General features: G+C 47.7%; 19 protein-coding genes. 18 read left to right on the forward strand and 1 reads right to left on the reverse strand.

Features of this window, described 5'->3' with window-relative positions:
- The first annotated feature begins 27 nt into the window (after positions 1-27).
- The 3 genes from U1I11_RS06630 to holA all read left to right on the forward strand — a co-directional run bounded on the left by U1I11_RS06630 (position 28) and on the right by holA (position 3247).
- The gene (locus U1I11_RS06630) at positions 28-576 is read left to right on the forward strand and encodes an RNA polymerase sigma factor (protein WP_322904890.1); all 549 of its coding nucleotides are present in this window, start codon (positions 28-30) and stop codon (positions 574-576) included.
- Positions 573-1973, forward strand: coding sequence for an anti-sigma factor family protein (locus tag U1I11_RS06635; RefSeq protein ID WP_322904892.1), 1401 nt, complete (start codon positions 573-575; stop codon positions 1971-1973). The genes U1I11_RS06630 and U1I11_RS06635 overlap by 4 nt, the downstream gene beginning before the upstream one ends.
- Before the next feature lie 254 nt (positions 1974-2227).
- Entirely contained in the window at positions 2228-3247 is a 1020-nt protein-coding gene (holA, locus tag U1I11_RS06640) for a DNA polymerase III subunit delta (RefSeq protein ID WP_322904894.1), read from the forward strand.
- Positions 3248-3625: 378 nt separating this feature from the next.
- Here holA and rpsT read toward each other — a convergent pair whose 3' ends face one another.
- Positions 3626-3898: a 30S ribosomal protein S20 gene (gene rpsT / locus U1I11_RS06645; RefSeq protein ID WP_322904896.1), complete on the reverse strand. Its 273-nt coding sequence runs from the start codon at positions 3896-3898 to the stop codon at positions 3626-3628.
- Between the two features lie 312 nt (positions 3899-4210).
- Between rpsT and U1I11_RS06650 the strand changes: the two genes are divergently transcribed.
- From U1I11_RS06650 to U1I11_RS06720, 15 genes are all read left to right on the forward strand, one after another.
- Positions 4211-4660 carry a GNAT family N-acetyltransferase gene (locus U1I11_RS06650; RefSeq protein ID WP_416235598.1) on the forward strand — a complete coding sequence of 150 codons (450 nt, stop codon included), beginning with the start codon at positions 4211-4213 and terminating at the stop codon, positions 4658-4660.
- A gap of 170 nt (positions 4661-4830) precedes the next feature.
- Positions 4831-6645 (forward strand): translation elongation factor 4, encoded by a 1815-nt coding sequence (gene lepA, locus U1I11_RS06655; protein ID WP_322904898.1) that lies wholly within the window; start codon positions 4831-4833, stop codon positions 6643-6645.
- A gap of 300 nt (positions 6646-6945) precedes the next feature.
- The gene (gene hemW, locus U1I11_RS06660; RefSeq protein ID WP_322904900.1) at positions 6946-8127 is read left to right on the forward strand and encodes a radical SAM family heme chaperone HemW; all 1182 of its coding nucleotides are present in this window, start codon (positions 6946-6948) and stop codon (positions 8125-8127) included.
- Positions 8128-9045: 918 nt separating this feature from the next.
- A complete protein-coding gene (locus tag U1I11_RS06665) occupies positions 9046-9516 on the forward strand; it encodes an N-acetyltransferase (protein ID WP_322904902.1) in 471 nt (156 codons plus the stop codon).
- Between the two features lie 250 nt (positions 9517-9766).
- Positions 9767-10798 carry a heat-inducible transcriptional repressor HrcA gene (gene hrcA / locus U1I11_RS06670; RefSeq protein ID WP_322904903.1) on the forward strand — a complete coding sequence of 344 codons (1032 nt, stop codon included), beginning with the start codon at positions 9767-9769 and terminating at the stop codon, positions 10796-10798.
- Between the two features lie 104 nt (positions 10799-10902).
- Positions 10903-11502: a nucleotide exchange factor GrpE gene (gene grpE, locus U1I11_RS06675; RefSeq protein ID WP_322904905.1), complete on the forward strand. Its 600-nt coding sequence runs from the start codon at positions 10903-10905 to the stop codon at positions 11500-11502.
- Positions 11503-11576: 74 nt separating this feature from the next.
- The gene (dnaK, locus tag U1I11_RS06680) at positions 11577-13415 is read left to right on the forward strand and encodes a molecular chaperone DnaK (protein ID WP_322904907.1); all 1839 of its coding nucleotides are present in this window, start codon (positions 11577-11579) and stop codon (positions 13413-13415) included.
- Positions 13416-13785: 370 nt separating this feature from the next.
- On the forward strand, positions 13786-14910 hold the full coding sequence (dnaJ, locus tag U1I11_RS06685) for a molecular chaperone DnaJ (RefSeq protein ID WP_322904908.1): 1125 nt from the start codon (positions 13786-13788) through the stop codon (positions 14908-14910).
- A gap of 204 nt (positions 14911-15114) precedes the next feature.
- Positions 15115-16092: a 50S ribosomal protein L11 methyltransferase gene (gene prmA / locus U1I11_RS06690; protein ID WP_322904910.1), complete on the forward strand. Its 978-nt coding sequence runs from the start codon at positions 15115-15117 to the stop codon at positions 16090-16092.
- A gap of 2 nt (positions 16093-16094) precedes the next feature.
- Complete coding sequence (locus U1I11_RS06695; RefSeq protein ID WP_322904912.1) at positions 16095-16778, forward strand: site-2 protease family protein; 684 nt, start codon at positions 16095-16097, stop codon at positions 16776-16778.
- 521 nt (positions 16779-17299) lie between these two features.
- Entirely contained in the window at positions 17300-17863 is a 564-nt protein-coding gene (gene ahpC / locus U1I11_RS06700) for an alkyl hydroperoxide reductase subunit C (RefSeq protein WP_322904914.1), read from the forward strand.
- A 72-nt stretch (positions 17864-17935) separates the two neighbouring features.
- Positions 17936-19465: an alkyl hydroperoxide reductase subunit F gene (gene ahpF / locus U1I11_RS06705; RefSeq protein WP_322904915.1), complete on the forward strand. Its 1530-nt coding sequence runs from the start codon at positions 17936-17938 to the stop codon at positions 19463-19465.
- Positions 19466-19926: 461 nt separating this feature from the next.
- Complete coding sequence (locus U1I11_RS06710) at positions 19927-20703, forward strand: 16S rRNA (uracil(1498)-N(3))-methyltransferase (protein ID WP_322904917.1); 777 nt, start codon at positions 19927-19929, stop codon at positions 20701-20703.
- A 3-nt stretch (positions 20704-20706) separates the two neighbouring features.
- Complete coding sequence (gene mtaB / locus U1I11_RS06715; protein WP_322904919.1) at positions 20707-22050, forward strand: tRNA (N(6)-L-threonylcarbamoyladenosine(37)-C(2))-methylthiotransferase MtaB; 1344 nt, start codon at positions 20707-20709, stop codon at positions 22048-22050.
- A gap of 389 nt (positions 22051-22439) precedes the next feature.
- Positions 22440-23831 (forward strand): class I SAM-dependent rRNA methyltransferase, encoded by a 1392-nt coding sequence (locus U1I11_RS06720; protein WP_416235606.1) that lies wholly within the window; start codon positions 22440-22442, stop codon positions 23829-23831.
- Positions 23832-24114: the final 283 nt, after the last annotated feature.

Here is a 24114-nt window from a genome sequence, read left to right on the forward strand (position 1 = left end):
GGAGTTGTAAGGAGAGGGGGATCCTCCGTGGTGGAGCAGGGACTCATCAAGGCCGCCCAAGATGGCGATCGGGATGCTCTAATCACCCTATTAAGAGAGATAGAACATCATGTGTACAAAACAGCGTACTACATTTTGAACAATGAACAAGATGCTCTGGATGCGGCTCAGGAAGCGTTAATTCGCATCTATACCAAAATTGGTTCCTACGAAGAAAAAGCTCAATTTAAGACTTGGGTACAGCGGATCGTTACGAATATCTGTATTGATAAATTCCGTCGCAGTAAGCCGACGGTTTCGATTGAGGAACATGAGATGGTGTTTGAAGGTCATGATGATGTGGAGAACGAGGTTTTGCGGGCGTATACTTCCAACGATGTAAGGGAAGCGATTAACCAGCTGCCAGAGCATCATCGTACCGTGATCGTACTGCGCTATATTCAGGACCTTTCCTACAACGAAATTGCGGACTGCCTGGACTTACCTTTAAACACAGTCAAATCGTATTTATTTCGCGCCCGCCAACAACTACAAAGTCTGTTAGCAGACTATGAGAAAGGAGGATTGATTGGATGAAACGTGAAGTAGCGGAAGAACGGATGAGCCGCTATTTGGACGGGGACCTAAACGGAGAAGATACCAAGGAGTTGTTCCGCTATATGGATGAACACCCGGATGCAGCCGAAACTTTTCGCATGATGACCGCATTGTCGCTGCGTCTGGAAAAGCTGCCGGATGTGAAACCGAGATACAGCCTTGTAGATGCGATCCTGCCTCAGCTCGATGAACTGGATGCTCAGCGGCGTACCGAAAGTGCCGCCGAGATTGGCATCATGGAACGTCAGCAGCACGATACCGATGAAGTGGCTGAACATCGCCGTCAGCGTAGCAATTGGCGTGATCGGCTGCCTGTACGTACGATCGGGGGAATCGTCGCAGCAGGGGTTGTACTCGGTATTTCCATCGCCAGTTATGAGCCGAAGACGCTCACCGACGCTGGACCTGAAGCATCGCCTTATCGTTATAATGAGACTGGCAGCATCGGTAGCAAAGATAACGTGAATACAAATCCTGAACAAAGTTCTTCACCTGAAGCTTCTAATTCTAGTTCCAGCAAGGAACCAAAAGATAAGCAAAAGGACTCGTCCAATGCAACGGACCCAGAAAGTTCATCCAATGAGCCTTCTGACGGACAAACATCGACGGCTACTCCTGATAGTTCTAAAGCTGATGGGCAGCAACAACAACAGGAGAATAGCACGAAGTCGCCTCCTCCGCAAAGTGAGTCGACAAGTAGTAGTACAAGCAATAATAAAGGACAGCAAGCCCCATCTTCGGGCAACCGTGGCGGGATTCCATCAACCGTTGATAAAGGCAACTCGTCTTCAACAAACAAAGGTGGCACAACGGGAACGACGCCGGACAAGCAGACCGACAAGGGCACAGCCCCTGCTGCAACACCGGGCAATGATGGTTCAGACAAAGTACGTGCGCTGAATGCACCGGACGCAAGTGCGACCGATCCCGAGTCGTCTACTTCGAGTGAAGGGACTGGCTCTACCGATTCGTCGACGATGACGCCGTCAACAACTACACCGAATCAGCTCGTACCGGAAAGCTCACCAGAGGCTTCTGGAACGACTACACCGCCGACGGATTCGTCTTCCAGTACCGGTTCGTCCGGTACGAGCAGCACGGGTACAGGCGCTGGTTCGGCAAGTGTGAACTCGTCGAAGATCGAGCAGGAGTGGAAGTCACCATCGCAGGATTATACCGTCGTGTTAATGACGAACAATACGCTTCGTCTGGATAGTATCGCTGCTGACAATGTAAATGGACGTAGCGTCGTATCTTCGATCCCGTTAAAAGGAACATGGCTTGGCGGTAAATGGTCAGACGACGGCAAAGTGTTTACGTATCAGGTGAACGAAAGCGGCATTAACAAAACGTACAAAATTACAGTGGGCAACTAAGCGTCGCAGCGCTTAAATGGTCTAAGGAACCTGTAACGGTATGGAAACGAATGAACGTGATGAAGCCAGGGCAACAGAGCAGCACCAGTAACTGTGTGTTTCTGGCATCCGGTTCATCCAACCACATACAGCATAGTGCTGCAGTAGAGGACTTTCCGAGTATACTTGGGAAGTCCTCTGTTGTTGTTGAACATGCTGTTCGACTCCTGCTTTTTCCGTTACAATGGATGTACTGAAGTCAGGGGGCACACCGTATGGATTTGAAAACGGCAAGTAAAGATATCCAAAATAACAACCCCGCGCCCATTTATGTCTGTTATGGCGCGGAAAAATACAGAATTAACGAATTTATTGATTTTACGATTCAAAAGCTGATTGAACCAGAGCATCGTGATTTTGCGCTTGCACGTTATGATCTGTCCGAAACGCCGCTGGAAACGGTGCTTGAAGATGCCGAGGAAATTCCGTTTATGGTGCCGCGCAAAGTGATTATTATTCGCGATTCCTCCGTACTGGCAGCTGGTAAAGATAGCGGCAAGTTAGAGCACCGTACCGAGACGTTGCTACGTTATATGGAGGAACCGGTCGATTATTCGATCTTATTGTTCTGGGTCAATGCTGAGAAGCTGGATGAGCGCAAAAAGGTCGTCAAAGCGCTGAAAAATAAAGCTTGTCTACTTTCGTTTCAGCCGATGAATGCAGATGAGCTGTTGGCATGGCTGATCCGCCATGCTAAAAAGCAAGACTGCGAATGCTCTAAATCGACAGCCGAAGCGCTTGTGCAAGCAGCAGGCACAACGCTGGGCATTTTGTCTGCCGAGCTGGATAAGCTGTGCTTGCATGCTGGACGCGGTGGTACCATTACCGAGCAAGATGTGGACAAGCTCGTTGCGCGTAGCACCGAACAAAATGTGTTTATGCTCGTCGAGCAGATTGCTGCGGTAAAGCTGGAAAAGGCACTGACGATCTTTTACGATCTGCTGAAGCAGCGGGAGGAGCCGATCAAAATCGCGGCGCTGATCGCCCGTCAATTTCGGATTATGTTACAAGTGAAGGAATTGGCAGGTCAGAACTATTCCCAGCAGCAGATCGCTTCCCAACTTAGCTTGCATCCGTATGCGGTCAAAATTGCCGGTGAGCAGGCGCGTCGCTTTGAAACGGCAAAGCTGCGTTCGATTTTGTCCCATCTGGCGCGTTTAGATTATCAGATGAAAACCGGAGCGATTGATAAAGTGCTCGGGTTGGAGATGTTTTTGTTGCGACTGGGTGCTTAAATGGAATTAGATACAATACGATATATGGCGAACTCGAAGCGTGCAGATGTTTGGATGAAAGTAAAGTGCTGTTTACATTGCCAAGAGCGGTCTGTATTGCTAAGCAACACGATAATCGAGTAAAGCTAAAGTGCTTGTATTGTAAACGTCATACCTAAGTCATATACAATAAAAAATAAAAGCCTGCAAAGTCAACGTTGCGCGATCATCTATGCGCATATGCGTCTACTTTGCAGGCTTTTTTACAGATTAACTTAGGTGATACGAGCGGTATGGGAACAGTGAATTGGATGAGACTTCTACAATCAGCATATGTCCATAGTACAAAATAAACCCCTCACCGGCAAAGCCGATCAGGGGTTTATACAAAGGCAGCAATTACGCTTGGCTGGAAAGTGCATTCAGTTTCTTAGCCAGACGGGATTTTTTACGGGATGCTGCGTTTTTGTGGATGTGACCTTTAGTTACAGCTTTATCCAGACTTTTGGAAGCAGCAGCAACTGCTGTTTTAGCAGCATCAACATCGCTATTCACGAGTGCATTATCAGCAGCTTTTACGCTAGTACGCAGAGCGGACTTTTGAGCCGCATTCAGAGCACGACGCTTTTCGCTAGTTTTCACACGTTTTACCGCGGATTTAATGTTAGGCATTACATTCACCTCCTGTAAAGCATATACGAATCATCGTTAAGACTCACAACTCTAAATATATTATCACGTTATATTCAGTTTTGCAATATAAATTGCTGTTCGTTTCTGTGTGGGATGTTTGGATGCTTGGATTTCTGGTCGTTGTCACGATACAATAGAGCGGCGGTTGAAAACTTATGCGGCTGTATGTAGTGTTTGCAATAAAATAAACATAAGCTAAAATTATTTCCGTGTCCGATCTATAGCTTATTCATAACGAATACGATCACTCGTTCATAGTGAAAGGAACACAATCATGAAAGGAAGATAATAATGAATCAAACAACAGGAACTCAAATGAAGCATGTGACAACGATCGAACAGCTGGAGCTGGCAAAACATATTCGACAGCGTGTGTTTGTAGATGAACAGGGTGTGGCGTTGGCGGATGAATTTGATGCCTATGATCGTCTAGATGGGGCATGTACGCATATGCTTGTTTATTATAATGGACAGCCTGCGGGTACAGGGCGCTGGCGACTGGTGGATGGCACTGCCAAGCTGGAACGTATTTGCTTGCTGCCGGAGTTTCGTAAGTACGGTCTTGGGAGCTTTCTTATTAACGGATTGGAGCAGCAGGCGCGCGAGCAAGGGTTACGCCATTTCCAGCTGCATGGGCAAAGCCAGGCGGCACCGTTTTATGAAAAGCTCGGTTACCGCATCTTTTCTGTTCCTTTTATGGAAGATGGAATTGAGCATGTATGGATGATTCGGGAGCTGTAATTGGGATTTTGTTTGCCTAGGGAATAGGAAGGACTGCAATTCCTGCTTCTAATGGGATTGCTGGGTCAACGACCAACTGCTATAATGAATTGATTAATGGGAATGGTTAACGTTTCATAATAGGACCGGACCATCAGCATTATATTTCAGGCTTATGTTGGGGGTAAGGCATGACTGATATTTCAGCAAGACAGCAGAAAATTCGCAATTTCTCGATTATTGCGCATATTGACCACGGGAAGTCTACGTTGGCTGACCGTATTTTGGAGTACACGGGCGCACTCACCTCGCGTGAGATGCAAGAGCAGGTACTTGATCAGATGGAGCTTGAACGCGAACGCGGAATTACGATTAAACTGCAAGCGGTTCGTTTGACATACAAAGCCGATGATGGCGAGGAGTATCTGCTCAATCTGATCGATACACCTGGACACGTCGACTTTACGTATGAAGTTTCCCGAAGTTTGGCAGCTTGTGAAGGCGCATTGCTCGTCGTAGATGCGGCGCAAGGGATCGAAGCGCAGACGCTTGCTAATGTGTATTTGGCACTGGATAACAATCTGGAAATTTTGCCGGTCATTAACAAAATCGACCTGCCAAGCGCTGATCCTGAACGGGTCAAGCAAGAGGTGGAAGATGTGATCGGTCTCGATGCAAGCGAAGCGGTGCTTGCTTCCGCTAAAGCGGGAATCGGGATCAAAGAAATTTTGGAGCAGGTTGTACAAAAAGTGCCTGCACCAACCGGCGATCCGTCCAATTCGCTGAAAGCGCTCATCTTTGATTCGCATTATGACCCGTACAAAGGGGTCATTATTTATTCCCGTATCGTAGATGGCAAAATCAAAGCTGGTTCCAAAATCAAAATGATGGCAACAGGCAAAGAATTCGAAGTGATCGAAGTCGGTGCCTTTATGCCACGCATGACGATTGTCGATGAGCTGAATGTAGGCGATGTTGGCTTTATCGTTGCCGGTATCAAAACGGTCGGCGATACGCGTGTTGGGGATACGATTACTGACGCGAAAAATCCGACTACCGAGCCATTGCCGGGTTATCGCAAAATTAACCCGATGGTGTATTGCGGTCTGTATCCGATCGAATCGTCCGACTATGTTGATCTGCGTGAAGCGCTGGAAAAGTTGCAGCTTAACGATGCATCGCTGAGCTTTGAGCCGGAATCGTCGAGCGCGCTTGGCTTTGGCTTCCGCTGCGGTTTCCTCGGTTTGCTCCATATGGATGTCATTCAGGAACGGATCGAGCGCGAGTTCAATATTCCGCTCATTACGACTGCACCAAGCGTTATTTATCATGTTACGCTGACGAATGGCGATGTGATCACGATCGACAACCCGTCGAACTATCCGGAAGTCGGTCGGATTGAGTATGTCGAAGAACCGTATGTAAAAGCTTCGATTATTGTGCCTAACGATTATGTCGGTACAGTAATGGAGCTGTGTCAGGGCAAACGTGGCGAATTTATCAATATGGAATATTTGGATACGACGCGTGTTACGATTACGTATCAGGTGCCATTGTCGGAGATCGTATACGATTTCTTTGATCAGCTGAAATCGAGCACGAAAGGTTATGCTTCGTTTGACTACGAACTGTCCGGTTATCGTCGTTCCAATTTGGCGAAAATGGACATTTTGCTCAATGGCGAACAGGTCGATGCACTGTCGTTTATCGTGCACCGTGATCGTGCGTATCAGCGCGGACGCATTATTTGTGAAAAACTGCGTGAGCTAATTCCGCGTCAAATGTTTGAAATTCCGATCCAAGCATCGGTTGGTACCAAAGTCGTTGCCCGTGAAACGGTCAAAGCGATGCGTAAAAACGTCCTTGCCAAATGTTACGGCGGTGACATTTCCCGTAAGCGTAAGCTGCTGGAAAAACAAAAAGAAGGTAAAAAGCGGATGAAACAGGTCGGTAACGTTGAAGTTCCGCAGGAAGCATTTATGGCGGTACTGCGTATTGACGATTAGAGCTGGGCGGTAACGCTTGGCAAACGGCTGTTGTGCATCATATGATCTAGTTTGGGGTGCCAAACCGGAAAATGATGGAAGCTTAGTTAAGCGTAAGCGTGTTATGATTGCAAATGAATGATGTCTGAACCGGCATACGACAGTATGACGCTGTCAGGTATATAAGTTGGAGGATGCGGGGAAGGCTCGGCTATGAGCTTTCCCTTTTGTCCATTTATCGTTGAATGAGTGCTGGATAAATAATGAACAGTCCCCGGTACAAGCCGGGTTTACAATAGACTGACGGGGAGGAAACCGGTCATGAACAAGCGGATCAACAAAGACGCGCCCCGTGCGATATATGTACACATTCCATTTTGCACGAACAAGTGCTTTTACTGTGACTTTAATTCTTACGTGCTAAAAGATCAGCCGGTAATGGACTATTTGCGGGCATTGGATCGTGAGATGGAATATACGGTGGCACAAACACCACCTGGCGTTATCGATACGATCTTTGTCGGTGGCGGTACACCGACAGTACTGAAACATGCAGAAATGGAATATTTCTTGCACAGTTTGCGGCGTCATTTTCCACAGTGGGCTGACGATATCGAGTTTACGATGGAGGCGAATCCAGGTACGACGGATGCGGACAAGCTGGCGATTATGAAAGCGGGCGGTGTGAACCGTGTTAGCTTTGGTGTACAAGCCTTCCAAAATGAGCTGTTGACCGGCATCGGACGGATTCACAATACCGATGATGTGTATCGCAGTCTCGAAAATGCGCGTAAAGTGGGCTTGACCAATCTGTCGATTGACTTGATGTTCGGGCTGCCGAATCAGACGCTTGATATGCTATCTTATAGTGTCGATCGTGCGCTAGAGCTTGATTTGCCGCATTATTCGATCTACAGCCTGAAAGTAGAAGAAAATACGCTGTTCCATACGATGTTCCAAAAAAACGAGTTACCGCTGCCAGATGAAGAAGTGGAACTGAGCATGTATTTACTGCTGATGGAGAAGATGAAGGCGGCTGGATACGAGCAATATGAGATTAGCAATTTTGCCAAACCCGGTTTGGGCAGTCGTCACAATATGACCTACTGGCGTAATGAAGATTATTACGGGCTTGGTGCTGGTGCGCACGGTTATGTGGATGGCAAACGCCATATTAATATTAAAGGCGTAAACCCGTACAATGAAGCCGCTGCAAACGGCTTGCCAAGACTTGATGCGTCCGAGATTGATCGCGATGAAGCGATGGAAGATTTTATGATGGTCGGTTTGCGTATGCTGGAAGGTGTATCCAAAGCACGTTTTGCCCGTCAATTTGCTGGGCAGCAATTGGACGACGTATTCAGCAAACAGATTAGCCGCTTATTAGGTGCTGGATTGCTGGAGCCAACGGAAACAGGTTATCGGTTGAGTGAAAAAGGGTTGTTGTTTGGAAACGATGTGTTTGGTGAGTTTGTCGGCAGTCTGGTGCAGGAGCATGCTTAAGTCGTAGTAGCTTGTCTTTAGCAAATGGCTAGTATGAATTGCGTGCTAATGTTATTCATGCGCAAGTTCAGGAGAGTTTAAACTTACTATTGAAGGGAGACAAATGAGTAGTAGCTTGACTGCTTCCAAGCTTGGCTTTGAATCCGCCCGTGCTCCTTATTCGTAGTGGAAACCTATGCAACAGCAAACTTTATATTTAAAGCAGTCAGTGTAATAGTAATATAAGACTGACCGATGTGTATTGATTTTGGCGTCGTCTCTGGCTTTAATAAAACATCGTTTAGTAAAATAAATAATGCAATCGCGTTGCTCTTATCAAGGGCAGCGCTTTTTTGTTCGGATGGCGTTAAAACGTACAGACATCATGTCAAAGTATCCTATTACGTTTGCGTACAGATTGTGATGATTTTAAACGAGGATGAGCGACGTCAAACTGAACAGCGCTGTTCAATCTGCTCAAAGCACCCAAAACCCTCAAAACCCTCAAAACCCTCAAAACCCTTAAATGCAGCTATATCCCCATTATCGCGATAAATGTAAAATGATGATTTATATTGCTTGCTGTATAAAATACACGCTTAATTGGATACATCTGCATAGGAATATAGAATAAATCTATAGTGAAAACACGCAAAAAAGAAGAATGAGAACGCATTATTTCCCTATATAACGCCCGGTTTCAGTCGCCCAAAACAATACCTATATTTCCCCGAAAATTTTTGTGGGAATTCTATTGAATTTTCATTTGTCATGTTGTATATTTATACGTATTCATTTAACAATAATGTGACACCGTTGGTTATTCGCTTAATTCAGAGTTTACAAAATTAACATTACCCAAATAAAAGACGAGGTAGACGGAGCCCTGAACATACTCAAGGATTGATCCGCAACGCCGCAACGAGGAGGAACGTATTCATGTATGCTGTAGTAACTTGCAGAGCAGCCGTACCCGAAGATGTAGAATCATTGTATCAATTAATCGCAGGTTATGCTGAGCGAGGTATCATGTTGCCGCGTTCCCGTGAGGCGCTGCGTCGGCAACTGGAGCATTTTGTGGTGGCTGAGATCGATGGCGAACTGGTCGGTTGTGGTTCCTTGTGCAAACTTGGAGAAGAACTGGTCGAAATTCGTTCGCTCGGTATTTCGGATGGTCACAAAGGACAAGGCATCGGCTCCAAGCTCGTCGATACATTGATCGAGCATGCAGCCAAGCGCCGTCTGCGTAAAGTAATGGCGCTGACGTATGAAGTGTCCTTTTTCAAAAAGAACGGCTTTGAAGTGGTCGAGACGAGTATTTTCCCTGAAAAGGTATGGGCGGATTGCCGTCATTGCCCGAAACAAGATCGGTGTGACGAGATCGCTGTGCTGAAGGTGCTTGATATTTAAGCGGTTAGCGCGTTCACGACCCGTTCATCCTTTCCTTATACATGGTATAGCCTGGACAGTAGCCTCCTAAGGTGGCGCTGCCAGGCTTTTTAATTTGTAAATTGCCATAGTAAAATAGCGGAACTGACTTGACAATAAATGCGGCAGTTTGGTATTTTTGTATTAGTCGTTAGCACTCAAGTCAAACGAGTGCTAACGATCCAGATATCTCTCCGTTGAGGTGATATCAGACCGATAAGGAGGGAACTTCATGTTAACCGAGCGTCAAAAAATGATTCTGAATGCAATTGTGGATGATTATATTCGTTCGGCAGAGCCTGTCGGGTCCCGCAGCATCTCCAAGCGTGGCGATGTTAATTACAGTCCGGCGACGATTCGTAATGAGATGGCTGATCTGGAGGAACTTGGTTTTCTAGAGCAGCCGCATACATCCGCCGGACGCATCCCTTCCAATAAGGGATATCGTTATTATGTCGATCATCTTTCGCCGATGCAGCCGGTCAATCCTGCTGAAGTGACAGAGCTGAAACGCTTTTTTACCGAGCAATTGAGCGCTGCCGAACAGATGATGCAGCATGCAGCTATGGTACTGTCGCATGTGACGAATTATACGTCCATTTTGTTAGGACCTGAAGTGTTTCATACTTCACTGCGTCATTTTCAGCTATTGCCGCTGGAAGATCAGAGCGCGATTGCGATTATGGTCACCAGCACCGGGCAGGTGGAAAACCGCAAAATTCGTATTCCGGATCATGTGTCTGCCTCCGAATTGGAGCAGACGGTCAATCTGCTGAATAGCCGCTTGATCGGCGTACCTTTATATAAACTCAAAACACGTATTTTTTCCGAAATTAGCGAGGAAATGCAGCGTCATCTCGAACATTATGAGGAGATGATGGCAGCGCTGGACGGCGCATTTGGTCAGGAGCAGGAACAGAAAATTTTCCTAAGCGGTGCGACCAATATGCTAATCCAGCCGGAATTTCGGGATATGGACAAAGTGAAAAGTATTCTTGATCTGCTCGAAGAAACGCCAACTTTAACGAGGCTGATGACCGAGGCGGCAGCACCGCATGGCATTCAAGTGCGCATCGGTGCGGAAAATGCGCATGAAGCATTTGAAAATTGCAGCTTGATCACAGCGACGTATGAGCTGGATGGCGAATCGCTCGGTACGATTGGTATACTAGGACCGACGCGTATGGAATACGGGCGTGTAATGGGCATTTTAAATATGCTTTCGCATGACATGACACGCATTCTGAAACAGTGGTATCGTTAGCGTATTGTTCTCTCTATGTTGTAGCCCTATTCGCTGATTAGATCGACCTGTATATGCGGTAATGATGATTTTGTGATGCATCTATTTTAAGGAGGTGAACAATCTTGAATAAAGAGCAATCCTTTCAAGAAAACAATAACGCCGAGCAGCAGGGAACGGTTCAAGAAACCGAAGCTGTAGAAACGGTAGCCGATAACGAGCAGGCGCAAGCGACTAACGAAGCTGCCGAGCCAACGACCGAACAAGTCGTGAGCCAGGCTGAGCTGGATCGTGTGCAAGCACATGCGGAGGAGCAAACCCAGCGTCTGTTGCGTGCGCAAGCGGATTTTGACAATTTCCGTCGCCGTACGCAAAAGGAAAAAGAAGAATTAGCCAAATATGCGTCCGCTCAGCTCATTACCGAGCTGATTCCGGTGATTGATAATTTTGAACGCGCGATGGCAACGAAGCCGGATCATCCGGAGCTGGAGTCTTTTGGCAAAGGTGTCGATATGATCTTCCGCCAGTTGTCTGATGTGCTGAAAAATGCCGGTCTGACAACGATGGAAACGGTAGGTCAGCCATTTAACCCGGAATTCCATCAAGCGGTGATGCAGGTGGAATCGGATGAGTATGAAGAAGGCACCGTTGTGGAAGAACTGCAAAAGGGCTATGTACTGAAAGACAAAGTGCTTCGTCCGGCAATGGTTAAAGTGAGCGGATAATCCGCATCGCAATCGCTGTAATAGTATACTTTCTAAAATAATACGATTTTACATTATGAGGAGGATATTTAAGCATGAGCAGAGTAATTGGTATCGACTTAGGTACAACGAATTCATGTGTAGCAGTAATGGAGGGCGGCGAAGCTGTCGTTATTCCAAACCCGGAAGGCGCGCGTACAACTCCTTCGGTGGTAGGTTTCAAAAAAGACGGCGAGCGGATCGTCGGTGAAACAGCGAAACGTCAATCGATCACCAACCCGGATCGTACGATCAGCTCGATCAAACGTCATATGGGTACAGATTACAAAGTGCAAATCGATGACAAAAACTATAGCCCGCAAGAAATTTCGGCGATGATTTTGCAAAAGCTGAAATCCGATGCGGAAGCTTATCTCGGTCAAACGGTAACGCAAGCCGTTATTACGGTACCTGCTTACTTCAATGACAGTCAGCGTCAAGCGACTAAAGATGCTGGTAAAATCGCCGGTCTGGAAGTATTGCGGATCGTCAACGAGCCAACAGCTGCGGCACTCGCTTACGGTTTGGAAAAAGCCGATGATCAAACGATTCTCGTGTACGACCTCGGTGGTGGTACATTTGACGTATCGATTCTTGAACTGGGCGATGGTTTCTTTGAAGTTAAAGCAACGAGCGGTGACAACCATCTCGGCGGTGACGACTTTGACCAAGTCATTATCGATTATCTCGTAAGTGAATTTAAAAAAGATCAGGGCGTCGACCTGAGCAAAGATAAAGCTGCTGTACAACGTCTGAAAGATGCAGCCGAAAAAGCGAAAAAAGAACTGTCTGGCGTAATGACAACAACGATCTCGTTGCCATTTATTACCGTTGTTGACGGCGTACCACAGCATTTGGAAATCAACTTGACGCGTGCGAAGTTTGAAGAACTGTCCGCTGATCTGGTAGAGCGCACACTCGCTCCAACGCGCCGTGCCCTGCAAGATTCCGGTCTGAGCGCAAACGATATCGACAAAATCGTACTCGTTGGTGGTTCGACACGTATCCCTGCGGTACAAGAAGCGATCAAAAAGCTAACCGGTAAAGAGCCGCACAAAGGCGTAAACCCGGACGAAGTTGTCGCTCTCGGTGCTGCTGTACAAGCGGGCGTACTGACTGGTGACGTAAAAGACGTCGTATTGCTCGACGTGACTCCACTGTCGCTCGGTATCGAGACAGCAGGCGGCGTATTCACCAAAATGATCGAGCGCAATACAACGATCCCAACGAGCAAATCCCAAGTGTTCTCCACGTATGCGGACAACCAGCCTAGCGTAGAAATTCACGTCCTGCAAGGTGAGCGTGAAATGGCTGCTGGCAACAAAACTTTGGGACGCTTTATGCTGGGTGATATCCCTGCTGCACCACGTGGTGTACCGCAAATCGAAGTTACGTTTGACATCGATGCGAACGGTATCGTTAACGTCTCGGCAACAGACAAAGGCACAGGCAAAAGCCAGAAGATCACAATCACGTCTTCGAGCGGTCTGAGCGATGATGAAGTGGAACGCATGATGAAAGACGCGGAACTGCACGCCGAAGAAGACCGCAAACGCAAAGAAGTCGTTGAAGTGAAAAACAGCGCCGATCAACTGATCTATCAAGTGGAAAAAACGATCAAAGATTTGGGCGAAAAAGCCGATGCAGGCGAAGTCGAAAAAGCAAATGCTGCTAAAGACAAGCTGAAATCGACGCTGGAAGGCGAAGATGTAGAGGCGATCAAAGCGGCTACAGAAGAACTGAACACTGTCGCCCAAGCGCTGGCGGTTAAACTGTATGAGCAATCTGCCGGTCAAGAACAAGCGGCAGGTGGTGCTGAGCAATCCGCACCGAAAAACGACAATGTTGTCGATGCGGAATACGAAGTCGTTGACGAAGACAAAAAAGATAAATGATGGACATGTTTTGAAACTGGGAAGGTCAAAGCCGGGGCATCCCGTGCTTTGACTTTCATTTTTTATGTCCACATGGTATAACGGCATAGTGGGTTATGCGACCGGAACCATTTATGTTCATGCCCGGCGATCTAGATCGTGATCTTAAACAACGATTGTAGGCGCTCATTTACTCGTCTATAGGCACTTGTATAGGTACGTTGTTTATACGAGCTGGAGTCGAGCACAGCGGGTATTGATTTTCACGCATAGGACTACCGATCGTATCCGCAATGGATAGCAATCGTTAAAGTGCTAAACTAAACAAATACGCAGACTGGTCATATCGATACGAGCAAGCCAGTCTCAATGAGCGAGTGGAGGTGGACTGATGGCAGATAAACGCGATTATTATGAGGTGCTTGGTGTAGGCAAAAGCGCTTCCGAAGATGAGATTAAAAAGGCATACCGGAAGCTGGCGCGCCAGTATCACCCGGACGTAAACAAAGCGGATGATGCGGAAGCCAAGTTTAAAGAAGTAAAAGAAGCGTATGATGTACTGAGCGATTCGTCCAAACGCGCCCAGTATGACCAATATGGGCATATTGATCCGAACCAGGGCGGCTTTGGCGGCGGTGGATTTTCGGGCGGCGGTTTTGGCGATATTTTCGATATGTTTTTTGGCGGCAATGGTGGCGGCAGACAGCGCAATCCGAATGCACCACAGCGCGGGAACGATTTGCAGTATACGATGACGTTGGAGTTTAAAGAAGCGATATTTGGCAAAGATACCGAAATTACGATTAACCGTACCGAAAATTGCGATGTGTGTAACGGTAGCGGTGCCAAACCAGGCACACAGCCTAAAACATGCTCGGTCTGTCACGGTACAGGTCAGGAAGAAGTCGTGCAAAATACGCCGTTTGGACGTATGGTCAATCGTCGCAGTTGTTCCAATTGCGGTGGTACCGGTACGATTATCGAAGACAAATGCGGCAATTGCGGCGGCTCTGGCCGTGTGAAAAAACAGCGCAAAATTCGCATTAACATCCCTGCTGGTGTGGATGATGGTTCACAAATGCGCATCAATGGTGAAGGGGAAGGCGGTATGCGCGGAGGCCCTCCGGGCGATCTGTATATCGTATTCCGCGTGAAAGATCATGATTTCTTCCAGCGTGAAGATGATGACATTTATTGCGAAATTCCGCTGACGTTTACCCAAGCAGCGCTTGGCGACGAGATCGAAGTGCCAACACTGACGGAAAAGGTGAAAATTAAAGTTCCGGCAGGCACCCAGACCGGTACGTATTTCCGCCTTAAAGGTAAAGGTGTGCCACGTCTGCGTAGTACAGGACAAGGTGATCAGCATATTAAAGTGGTCGTCGTGACACCGAGCAATCTGACCGACGATCAAAAAGAACTGCTGCGTCAATTCGGTTCGCTCAGCGGCGAGCATACGCATGAGAATGAGCAATCGTTTTTTGATCGTGTGAAACGTGCTTTCCGAGGGGATTAAGCGGAAGGCGGTAAGCATGGATGCTTAGCAGCACATAAAGACTGGAGCAGCCCGGTTCTGTCACAGAGCCGGGCTTTGCTCTGTAATGAGCGCCTATAATGGGGAAGTCTTTGAACTGTACGGCGGATGTGTAGTACAATGAAGCGTAATGTAAACCGGATACATGCTCCTATTTATCCGATAATGACCAGGGGGAATGCAATCATGTTATGGCATGAATTAACGATACATACAACCGAGCAGGCGGTGGAGATGATTTCCAATTTCCTGCATGAAGCGGGCGCAGGCGGTGTGACGATCGAAGAATCGGGTACGCTGAACAAAGAGCGCGATACATCGTACGGACAATGGTATGAGTTGCCGCTGAACGATATTCCGGAAGGGCAGGCGGTCGTTCAAGGTTATTTTGCCGAGGAGACCGATATGACGGTGCTGTCGCAAGACGTAGCCGCACGCATTGCACAATTGCAGCAATTCGGTATCGATGCGGGTGCTGCGACGATGGCGGTGCGTACGGTGGATGAGGAAGATTGGGCAGATGCGTGGAAAAAATATTTTAAACCGCTGCGTGTGTCCAAGCGTTTGACGATTAAACCGACATGGGAAGATTACACACCAGCAAGCGAGCAGGAGCAAATTATCGAACTTGATCCGGGCATGGCGTTTGGTACGGGCACGCATCCGACCACATCGCTCTGTTTGCGCACACTGGAAACGGTCATTCATGGCGGTGAAGAAGTGATCGACGTCGGCACAGGCTCCGGCATCTTGGCGATCGGTGCGATTAAGCTCGGTGCCAAAAGTGTACTGGCGCTCGATCTTGATCCGGTCGCTGTGTCGAGTGCGCGTGAGAATACGAGTCTGAACGGTTTGAGCGACCGTATTCATGTGCATGAAAGCGATCTGCTGTCCGTACTCAAAGCGGATGGACAAGCGGCTCATAACGCGCTTAATGTGACGTTGCCGGTGCAAGTGGTCGTGGCGAATATTTTGGCGGAAATTATTTTGCTGTTTATCGGGGATGTGTATGATGCACTGCGTCCAGGCGGCGTTTATATCGCTTCCGGTATTTACAAAAATAAAGAAGATGTCGTACGCGAAGCGCTGGAAGCTGCTAATTTCGAGATCGAAGCTGCTCATCGGGATGAAGACTGGATCGCCTTTGTAGCGAGAAAGAGGTAAGTATGGATTTTTTGAATAATTTGCTGTTTGTGCGGCTGGATGTATTGCCATTTTATGTGTTGGCACTCGTGATTGGCTTTACGGTACATGAATTTTCACATGCTTACTTTGCGAGCAAATTCGGTGATCCGACCGCCAAAATGCTCGGTCGAGTGACGCTTAATCCGGCGGCGCATATCGATATTTTCGGGATGATTTTGCTGCTGATTGCCGGTTTTGGTTGGGCGCGTCCGGTGCCGGTTAACCGCGCTAACTTTGATCGTCCGCGGCTGATGGGGATTGTCGTTTCCGCAGCTGGCCCGGTTAGCAATTTGCTGCTTGCGCTCGTGACTGCAATTATTTATTATGCGCTGAACTATTTTGGTTTGATCGGTTCATTTGCCAACAACCGGATCGATATTGCTATTTATACATTTGTACAGTATATGATTTTGATGAACTGTTTCCTGTTTGTGTTCAACTTGATTCCGTTGCCACCGCTCGATGGTTATCGCATTTTGACCGATTTGCTGCCGCCGCGGATTAGCGCAAAGCTGCAAGGTATGGAGCAATGGGCATTGCTGCTGTTCCTGTTAGTCGTCTTCCTGCCGCCGCTGAAGGCGTATACGATTCAACCGCTGTATGAGCTGGCAGGTTCATTGTCAAGCAGCTTTTATAGCCTTGGCAATCTGTTGTTTGGCGGATAAGATTTTTTATTGTAGGCAAAGCGGTAAATGCACGATTTTCACCAGAGGACGTTCCGCTCACCTTTGCGATTATAGTTGTTAATGTATATGCTTGATCGATATTGAAAACTGTACAAATGGGTTATAACACCAAACTATCTTGTTTATTTAAATAACGCCGATAACCGGATCGATACCGGATATCGGCGTTTATCGTTGTTCATGAACTTCATGAAGATGGATCATTTCCGCTCGTGTATTATATGTTTCGATGTATGTAAGCGCTTTATAATCGAAAAGGGCAAATATGAACAATTGTTGAACTTTTATCGCTAAATCTATTTCACCAAAATGGATAAAAGCGTCCGCGATCAGGGTAATAAAGCAACAGTGGGCTGCCAGTTGTATGAAGATTAAGTGAAGTCTACCGCATCGCTTGACAGCAACTATCGTCTAGTATGATAATGGTTCTCAGATTATAATTATTCTAATTACATGTTGGAGTAATTAAAAAATCATTGGATAATGGGAGGAATTATATTATGTCTCTGATCGGTAAAAAGGTAGATTCTTTTAACGCAAAAGCTTTTCACAACGGTGAGTTCATCGACGTGTCTGATCAAAACTTTCAAGGTAAATGGAGTGTAGTATGTTTCTATCCGGCAGACTTCACATTTGTATGTCCAACTGAATTGGGCGATCTGCAAGATCAATACGCAACACTGAAAAGTCTGGGTGCTGAAGTATACTCCGTATCGACAGACACTCACTTCACACATAAAGCATGGCATGATCATTCCGATGTGATCAGCAAAATCGAGTACATCATGATCGGTGATCCGTCGCAACGCATTTCCCGTCTGTTTGAAGTACTGGACGAAGAAGAAGGTCTGGCACAACGCGGTACATTTATCATCGATCCGGATGGTGTCGTACAAACGGTAGAAATCAATGCTGACGGTATCGGTCGCGATGCAAGTACACTTGTTGACAAAATCAAAGCCGCACAATACGTGCGCAACAATCCGGGTGAAGTTTGCCCAGCGAAATGGAAAGAAGGCGCTGAAACATTGAAACCAAGCCTTGATCTGGTTGGTAAAATCTAAGCGATTCTTTTCGATCGATTCGATAAATTTAAGCTAAACGTGATTCACGTTTACGTGTAAGGAGCATAAACAATGGCATTAGATGCAGAAATGAAAGTCCAATTGTCGCAATACCTGCAATTGCTGGAAAGCGACATCGTTCTGAAAGTAAGCGCTGGCGCTGACAAAGCATCTCAGGAAACGCTGGAACTGCTGGATGAGCTGGCTGCCATTTCCTCGCGCATCAAGGTCGAACAAGCAACCCTCGAACGCACACCAAGCTTTAGCGTAAATCGTGGACAAGAGGACACCGGCGTCGTATTTGCCGGTGTTCCGCTTGGTCACGAGTTCACTTCGCTTATTATGGCGCTGCTTCAGGTAAGCGGCCGTGCGCCTAAGGTAGATGACAGTCTGATCGCTCAAGCGAAAGCGATTCAGGGCGAATACAATTTTGAATCCTATGTAAGCCTGACTTGTCACAATTGTCCTGACGTCGTGCAGGCGTTGAACATTCTCAGTGTATTGAACCCGAACATCCGTCATACGATGGTTGAAGGCGGCGCATTCAAGCATGAGATCGACAGCAAAAACATTATGGCTGTACCGACTGTATTTTTGAACGGTGAGCCGTTTGGTAACGGTCGGATGTCACTGCAAGATATTTTGAGCAAGCTCGGTGCAGGTCCTAATGCGGATGAACTTGCTAGCAAAGAAGCGTATGATGTGCTTGTTGTTGGCGGCGGCCCTTCCGGTGCCAGTGCAGCGATTTATGCCGCCCGTAAAGGCATTCGTACCGGTCTTGTCGCTGAACGTTTCGGCGGACAAATTATGGATACGGTCGGGATCGAAAACTTTGTCAGTGTGAAATATACCGAAGGCCCTAAACTTGCAGCCAGTCTGGAAGAACATGTGAAGGAATACGGTGTTGACATTATGCCTTCCCAGCGCGCTAAGCGGCTGCACAAACAAGAACTCGTCGAAGTCGAATTGGAAAATGGCGCAGTGCTGAAAAGCAAAACCGTCATCCTGTCGACAGGTGCACGCTGGCGCAATATCGGCGTACCGGGTGAGGAGGAGTTCAAAAACAAAGGGGTTGCTTACTGCCCACACTGCGATGGCCCTCTGTTTGAAGGCAAACGTGTAGCGGTAATCGGTGGCGGTAACTCCGGCGTCGAAGCGGCGATTGATCTTGCCGGGATCGTTAAACATGTAACGGTAATCGAGTTCGGTAACGAGCTGAAAGCCGATTCGGTTTTACAAGAGCGCCTATATAGCCTGCCTAACGTGACGGTTGTCAAAAATGCACAGACAAAAGAAATCACAGGTACGGATACTGTAAACGGTATTACTTACGTAGATCGTGATTCGCTCGAAGTGCATCATGTGGAGCTGGAAGGTGTATTCGTTCAGATCGGTCTCGTGCCTAACACGGACTGGTTGAAAGATTCGCTGGAACTGACTCGTATGGGCGAGATTGTGACCGATAAGCATGGCGCGACAAGCATGCCGGGCGTATTCGCCGCTGGCGATTGCACGGATAGCGCCTACAAGCAGATCATTATTTCGATGGGCTCTGGCGCGACGGCAGCACTAGGCGCATTTGATTATATGATTCGCAACTGATTTGAACGGATGGAGCATAAAGCGATCCTGTAATGGATCACGGCAAGTCCTTTTCCAACTGATGTAGTGTCAGGTTGGGGAAGGGCTTGTTTGTTTTGTGGATGAGAATTAGGATTTAATGATTACGTTATACTTCACATAAAGGATGTGATGCTTATGCCTTACCCAGCTAAAGCTCGTTAGGTCAGATTTATACATCGCCAAATGATCATCTATCGTGTACATATAATTAGCTCAGTCCTATACAAATTGCGCCAAAACGCTAGCCCTCGCTCGCTAAAAGTTGTATGATAAGGATTCAGTGTTCTTGCTGTTAGGGACGATGTGCGGCGTTATTTTGGAGCAGTCCGGCTTGTTTACACGGTCGGGCTATTTGAATGCGATGCGCAGGTCTGGTAGTGTGGAAGCAGGGACGGATTCAGGAACGATAGTTGATTTTACGCACAGAAAGTGGATGAGTGATGCAGCGATATTTTGTACCGGCAGCGCAGTTTAGTGAGCACGAAGTCACGATTACTGGTGAAGATGCCCGGCATATTATAAAAGTGATGCGTTCAGAGGAAGGCGATTCATTTATCGCCTGTGACGGACAGCAGCTTGATGTATTAGCTATGATCGAAACGATGGTGGATGGCGTCGTCACCGCACGGATTGTGGAACGACTACAGCAATCGTCCGAAGCAAAAGTACAGGTGACAATCGCGCAAAGTTTGCCCAAAGGCGATAAGATGGAGACGGTGATCCAGAAATGTACAGAGCTGGGTGCGGCGGCGTTTGTGCCGTTTTTGTCAGCACGTACGGTCGTGCAGTATGATGCACGCAAAGAGGAAAAACGTCTGCAACGTTGGAGCAAAATCGCCAAAGAAGCCGCTGAGCAAAGTCATCGCAGCCGTATTCCGGCGATTGCCCATGCGCTGAGCTGGAAGCAATTGTTAGCTTCATTAGCGCAATATGATCTGATCTGTTTTTGTTATGAAAAGGAAAATGGCAGCCAGTTACGCGATGTGTTGCAGCCATTTGCAGCCGGTTTAAGCGAGCGTGAGAGCGGAGAACAGCCTACACGCGTGCTGGTCGTAGTGGGGCCAGAGGGCGGCTTTACCGAGCAGGAAGTGGAGATAGCAGAGCAGCATGGGGCGGTATCGACCGGGCTTGGACGACGTATTTTGCGTACCGAAACGGCAGCGATGACCGCGCTTGCTTGTCTCATGTATGAAACCGGAGAAATGGGAGGAGTTTGAATTATGCCATCTGTAGCATTTTATACTCTGGGCTGTAAAGTCAATTTTTACGATACAGAAGCCATGTGGCAACTGTTTAAAAATGAAGGCTATGAGCAGGTTGATTTTGAGGAAAAAACGGCGGATGTGTACGTGATCAACACATGTACGGTCACTAACACAGGCGACAAAAAAAGCCGTCAAATTATCCGGCGTGCCGTACGCCGTAATCCGGATGCGATCATCGCTGTAACCGGTTGTTATGCGCAAACATCGCCAGCCGAAATTCTCGATATCGAAGGTGTAGACCTCGTCGTCGGTACGCAAGATCGCGACAAGCTGATGGAGCATATCCATACGCTGCAAGCGGAGCGTCAACCGATTAATGCGGTGCGCAATATTATGAAAACACGCGAGTTCGAGGAACTGGATGTGCCCGACTTTGCCAATCATACACGTGCCTTTTTGAAAATTCAGGAGGGCTGCAACAATTTCTGTACATTTTGCATTATCCCGTGGTCGCGCGGTCTGTCGCGCAGCCGTGCGGCAAGCAGCGTTATCGCTCAAGCGCACCAGCTCGTGGCGGCAGGGTACAAAGAAATCGTCCTGACCGGCATTCATACCGGCGGTTATGGCGACGATTTGGAAGATTACGATCTTGCCGACCTGCTATGGGATTTGGATAAAGTGGAAGGGTTGGAGCGTATTCGCATCAGCTCGATTGAAGCGAGTCAAATTAACGAAAAAGTGCTCGACGTACTGAATCGTTCGTCCAAAATGTGCCGCCATTTCCACATTCCGCTGCAAGCGGGTGATGATCAGGTGTTAAAGCGGATGCGTCGTAAATATACGGTTGCCGAATATGCGGAGAAAATTCGCCGGATTCGTCAATCGATGCCGGATGTGGCGATTACGACCGATGTGATCGTTGGCTTTCCTGGCGAAACGGACGAAATGTTTCAAAATGGCTACAATATGATGAAAGCGATCGGTTTCTCCGAAATGCATGTGTTCCCGTATTCCAAACGTACCGGTACACCAGCCGCACGCATGGAAGATCAGGTGGACGATGAAGTGAAACATGCACGTGTACATCAACTGATCGATCTGTCTGAGCAAATGCAGCTGTCTTATGCGGAGAAATTTGTCGGTCATGTGCTCGATATTATTCCGGAAAATAACGACAAAGGCGTGTTCGGTGAAGGGATGATCGGCGGTTATAGCGACAACTATTTGCAGATCGCTTTTGCCGGTTCAGAGGAGCTTATTGGCAAGCTGTGTCGTGTGAAGCTGATCGAGCCGGGCGCAAATACGTCCAAAGGACAGCTTGTACGTGTGCTGGAGCAGGAGCCAAGTCAGCTCGCATAATAAGCGATTGGATGGATGGTGACTTGATTCGGATGATGCAGCGGTGGAGCTGCTGTAGGTGCACCTATTCAAGCAGGCTCGTCGCAGTCACTTGTCTCGCTCTCATAGTGTAGATCGTAACGCTTATGCTCGTTGGATGGAATGAGCAGTTGAGCGGTATACGCGAGTGGAAGCGCGCCGTCATGCTGCTCGCTCCGTTCGCTTATAGGCGGCTCAACGTTCACATACGATCTTATAGATTTTAATGTAGCTGAGCGATCGGATACCGCAAATGGATAAAAAGGTTTCAAGCAGGATTTCATTTTGCATAACCGGTGAGATGCCGGAGCAGCAGGATGAAATCTTTTGTTTTGCCAGCGGAGGCTGAAATCGCTTCGCATGCGAATGTAATGTATAAAAGGAGTGAACGGACATTGGCAACAATTATTTTGCAGCAAAAACGTAAAAAGCGGTTGGAGCAAGGGCATCCGTGGGTATTTGAAAGTGAAATCGCCGCTGTGGAGGGCGAGCCGCAGGCAGGCGAAACGGTACAGGTGCTCAATCATCAGCGCAAATTTCTTGCGACCGGCTATTATAATCCAGCTTCAAAAATTACGGTGCGGATCATTTCTAGAGCGCCGGAAACTGTGATGGATCAGGCATTTTTTGCGAACCGATTTCGCTCATGTGTGCAGCATCGGGAGCGTTTTTTGCCGCAGGAGCGTGCGTATCGGCTCGTTTATGGGGAAGCGGACTTTTTGCCGGGCTTGATTGTCGATCGATTTGACGATGTGTTGGTCGTACAGTTGTTGACGCTTGGCATGGATCAGCGTCGTCAGCACATTATCGATGCGCTCGTTGAAGTGGTGCAGCCAAAAGGCATTTATGAGCGCAGTGATGTGTCGGTGCGCAAGCTGGAAGGGTTGGACGAAGTGAAAGGCGTGTTATATGGCGAATGCCCGCGTCATGTGACTGTACAGGAAAATGGGTTATGGATTAAAGTGGATATTGAGGAAGGACAGAAAACCGGTTATTTCTTCGATCAACGCGAAAATCGCGCTTCGATCGCTCCACTTATGCGCGGCTGGGGCGAACGCAGTGGTATTACGTTACAATCGGTCACACAGGATGGACAGACCGTACAAGCACCGGTCAATCGCAAAGGCAATGTGGTACAATTTCCGTATTGGGATGGCGCAACCGTGCTGGAATGCTTTTCCCATACCGGCAGCTTTACGCTGAATGCGTGCAAATATGGTGCCAAAAAAGTGACCTGTCTTGACATTTCCGCCCATGCGATTGAAAGTGCACAGGAAAATGTGCGTTTGAACGGGTTTGAAGAACGGGTGGAGTTTGTGGTGGCGGATGCGTTTGATTATTTGCGCAGCAATGCCAAAGGGCTGGAAGAACGCCGTGCGCGTGCTGAAGGCGGCAAACAGGATACATCAGTGCCGATAACCGCAGGTGGCGGACGTAGCTGGGATGTAGTAATTCTTGATCCGCCGGCGTTTGCCAAAACGAAAAGTGCAGTAGCTGGTGCGGTGCGCGGTTACAAAGATATTAATTTGCATGGCATGAAACTGGTCAATGAAGGCGGCTATCTAGTAACGGCAAGCTGTTCGTATCATATGAAGCCAGAGTTGTTCCTGGAAACGATTCAGGAGGCGGCTCAAGACGCTGGTAAAGTGTTGCGGCTCGTGGAATGGCGTGCAGCCGGGAAAGATCATCCGCAAATTCTCGGCGTAACGGAAGGGCATTATTTGAAATTTGCGATTTTTGAAGTGCGTAGCGCTTCGTTTTAAAATAAGATGCTAAAATAATGGTGAGGAATCCCCTCCGCCTGTCGTACCGGATTGTACGCTTGGGACGGTGGGGATTTGCCATTTGTGGGAATACATAGCAGTGAGCATAATGTTGAAATTGCAGACCGATTCCGGTAAAATATAAATAAGAACATTTGTTCCTGTTTAACGGTTTGCGATTTCCAAATATGCTGTGCACTCAAAAGGTTTTTGCGCAGCAAATTACTATATCTCTTTCTCAACATAAGGTTATGCCGGTACGATTATACAGAAGCCGATCCGA

Source organism: Paenibacillus campi (genome assembly GCF_034659835.1).
GTDB lineage: Bacteria > Bacillota > Bacilli > Paenibacillales > Paenibacillaceae > Saccharibacillus > Saccharibacillus campi.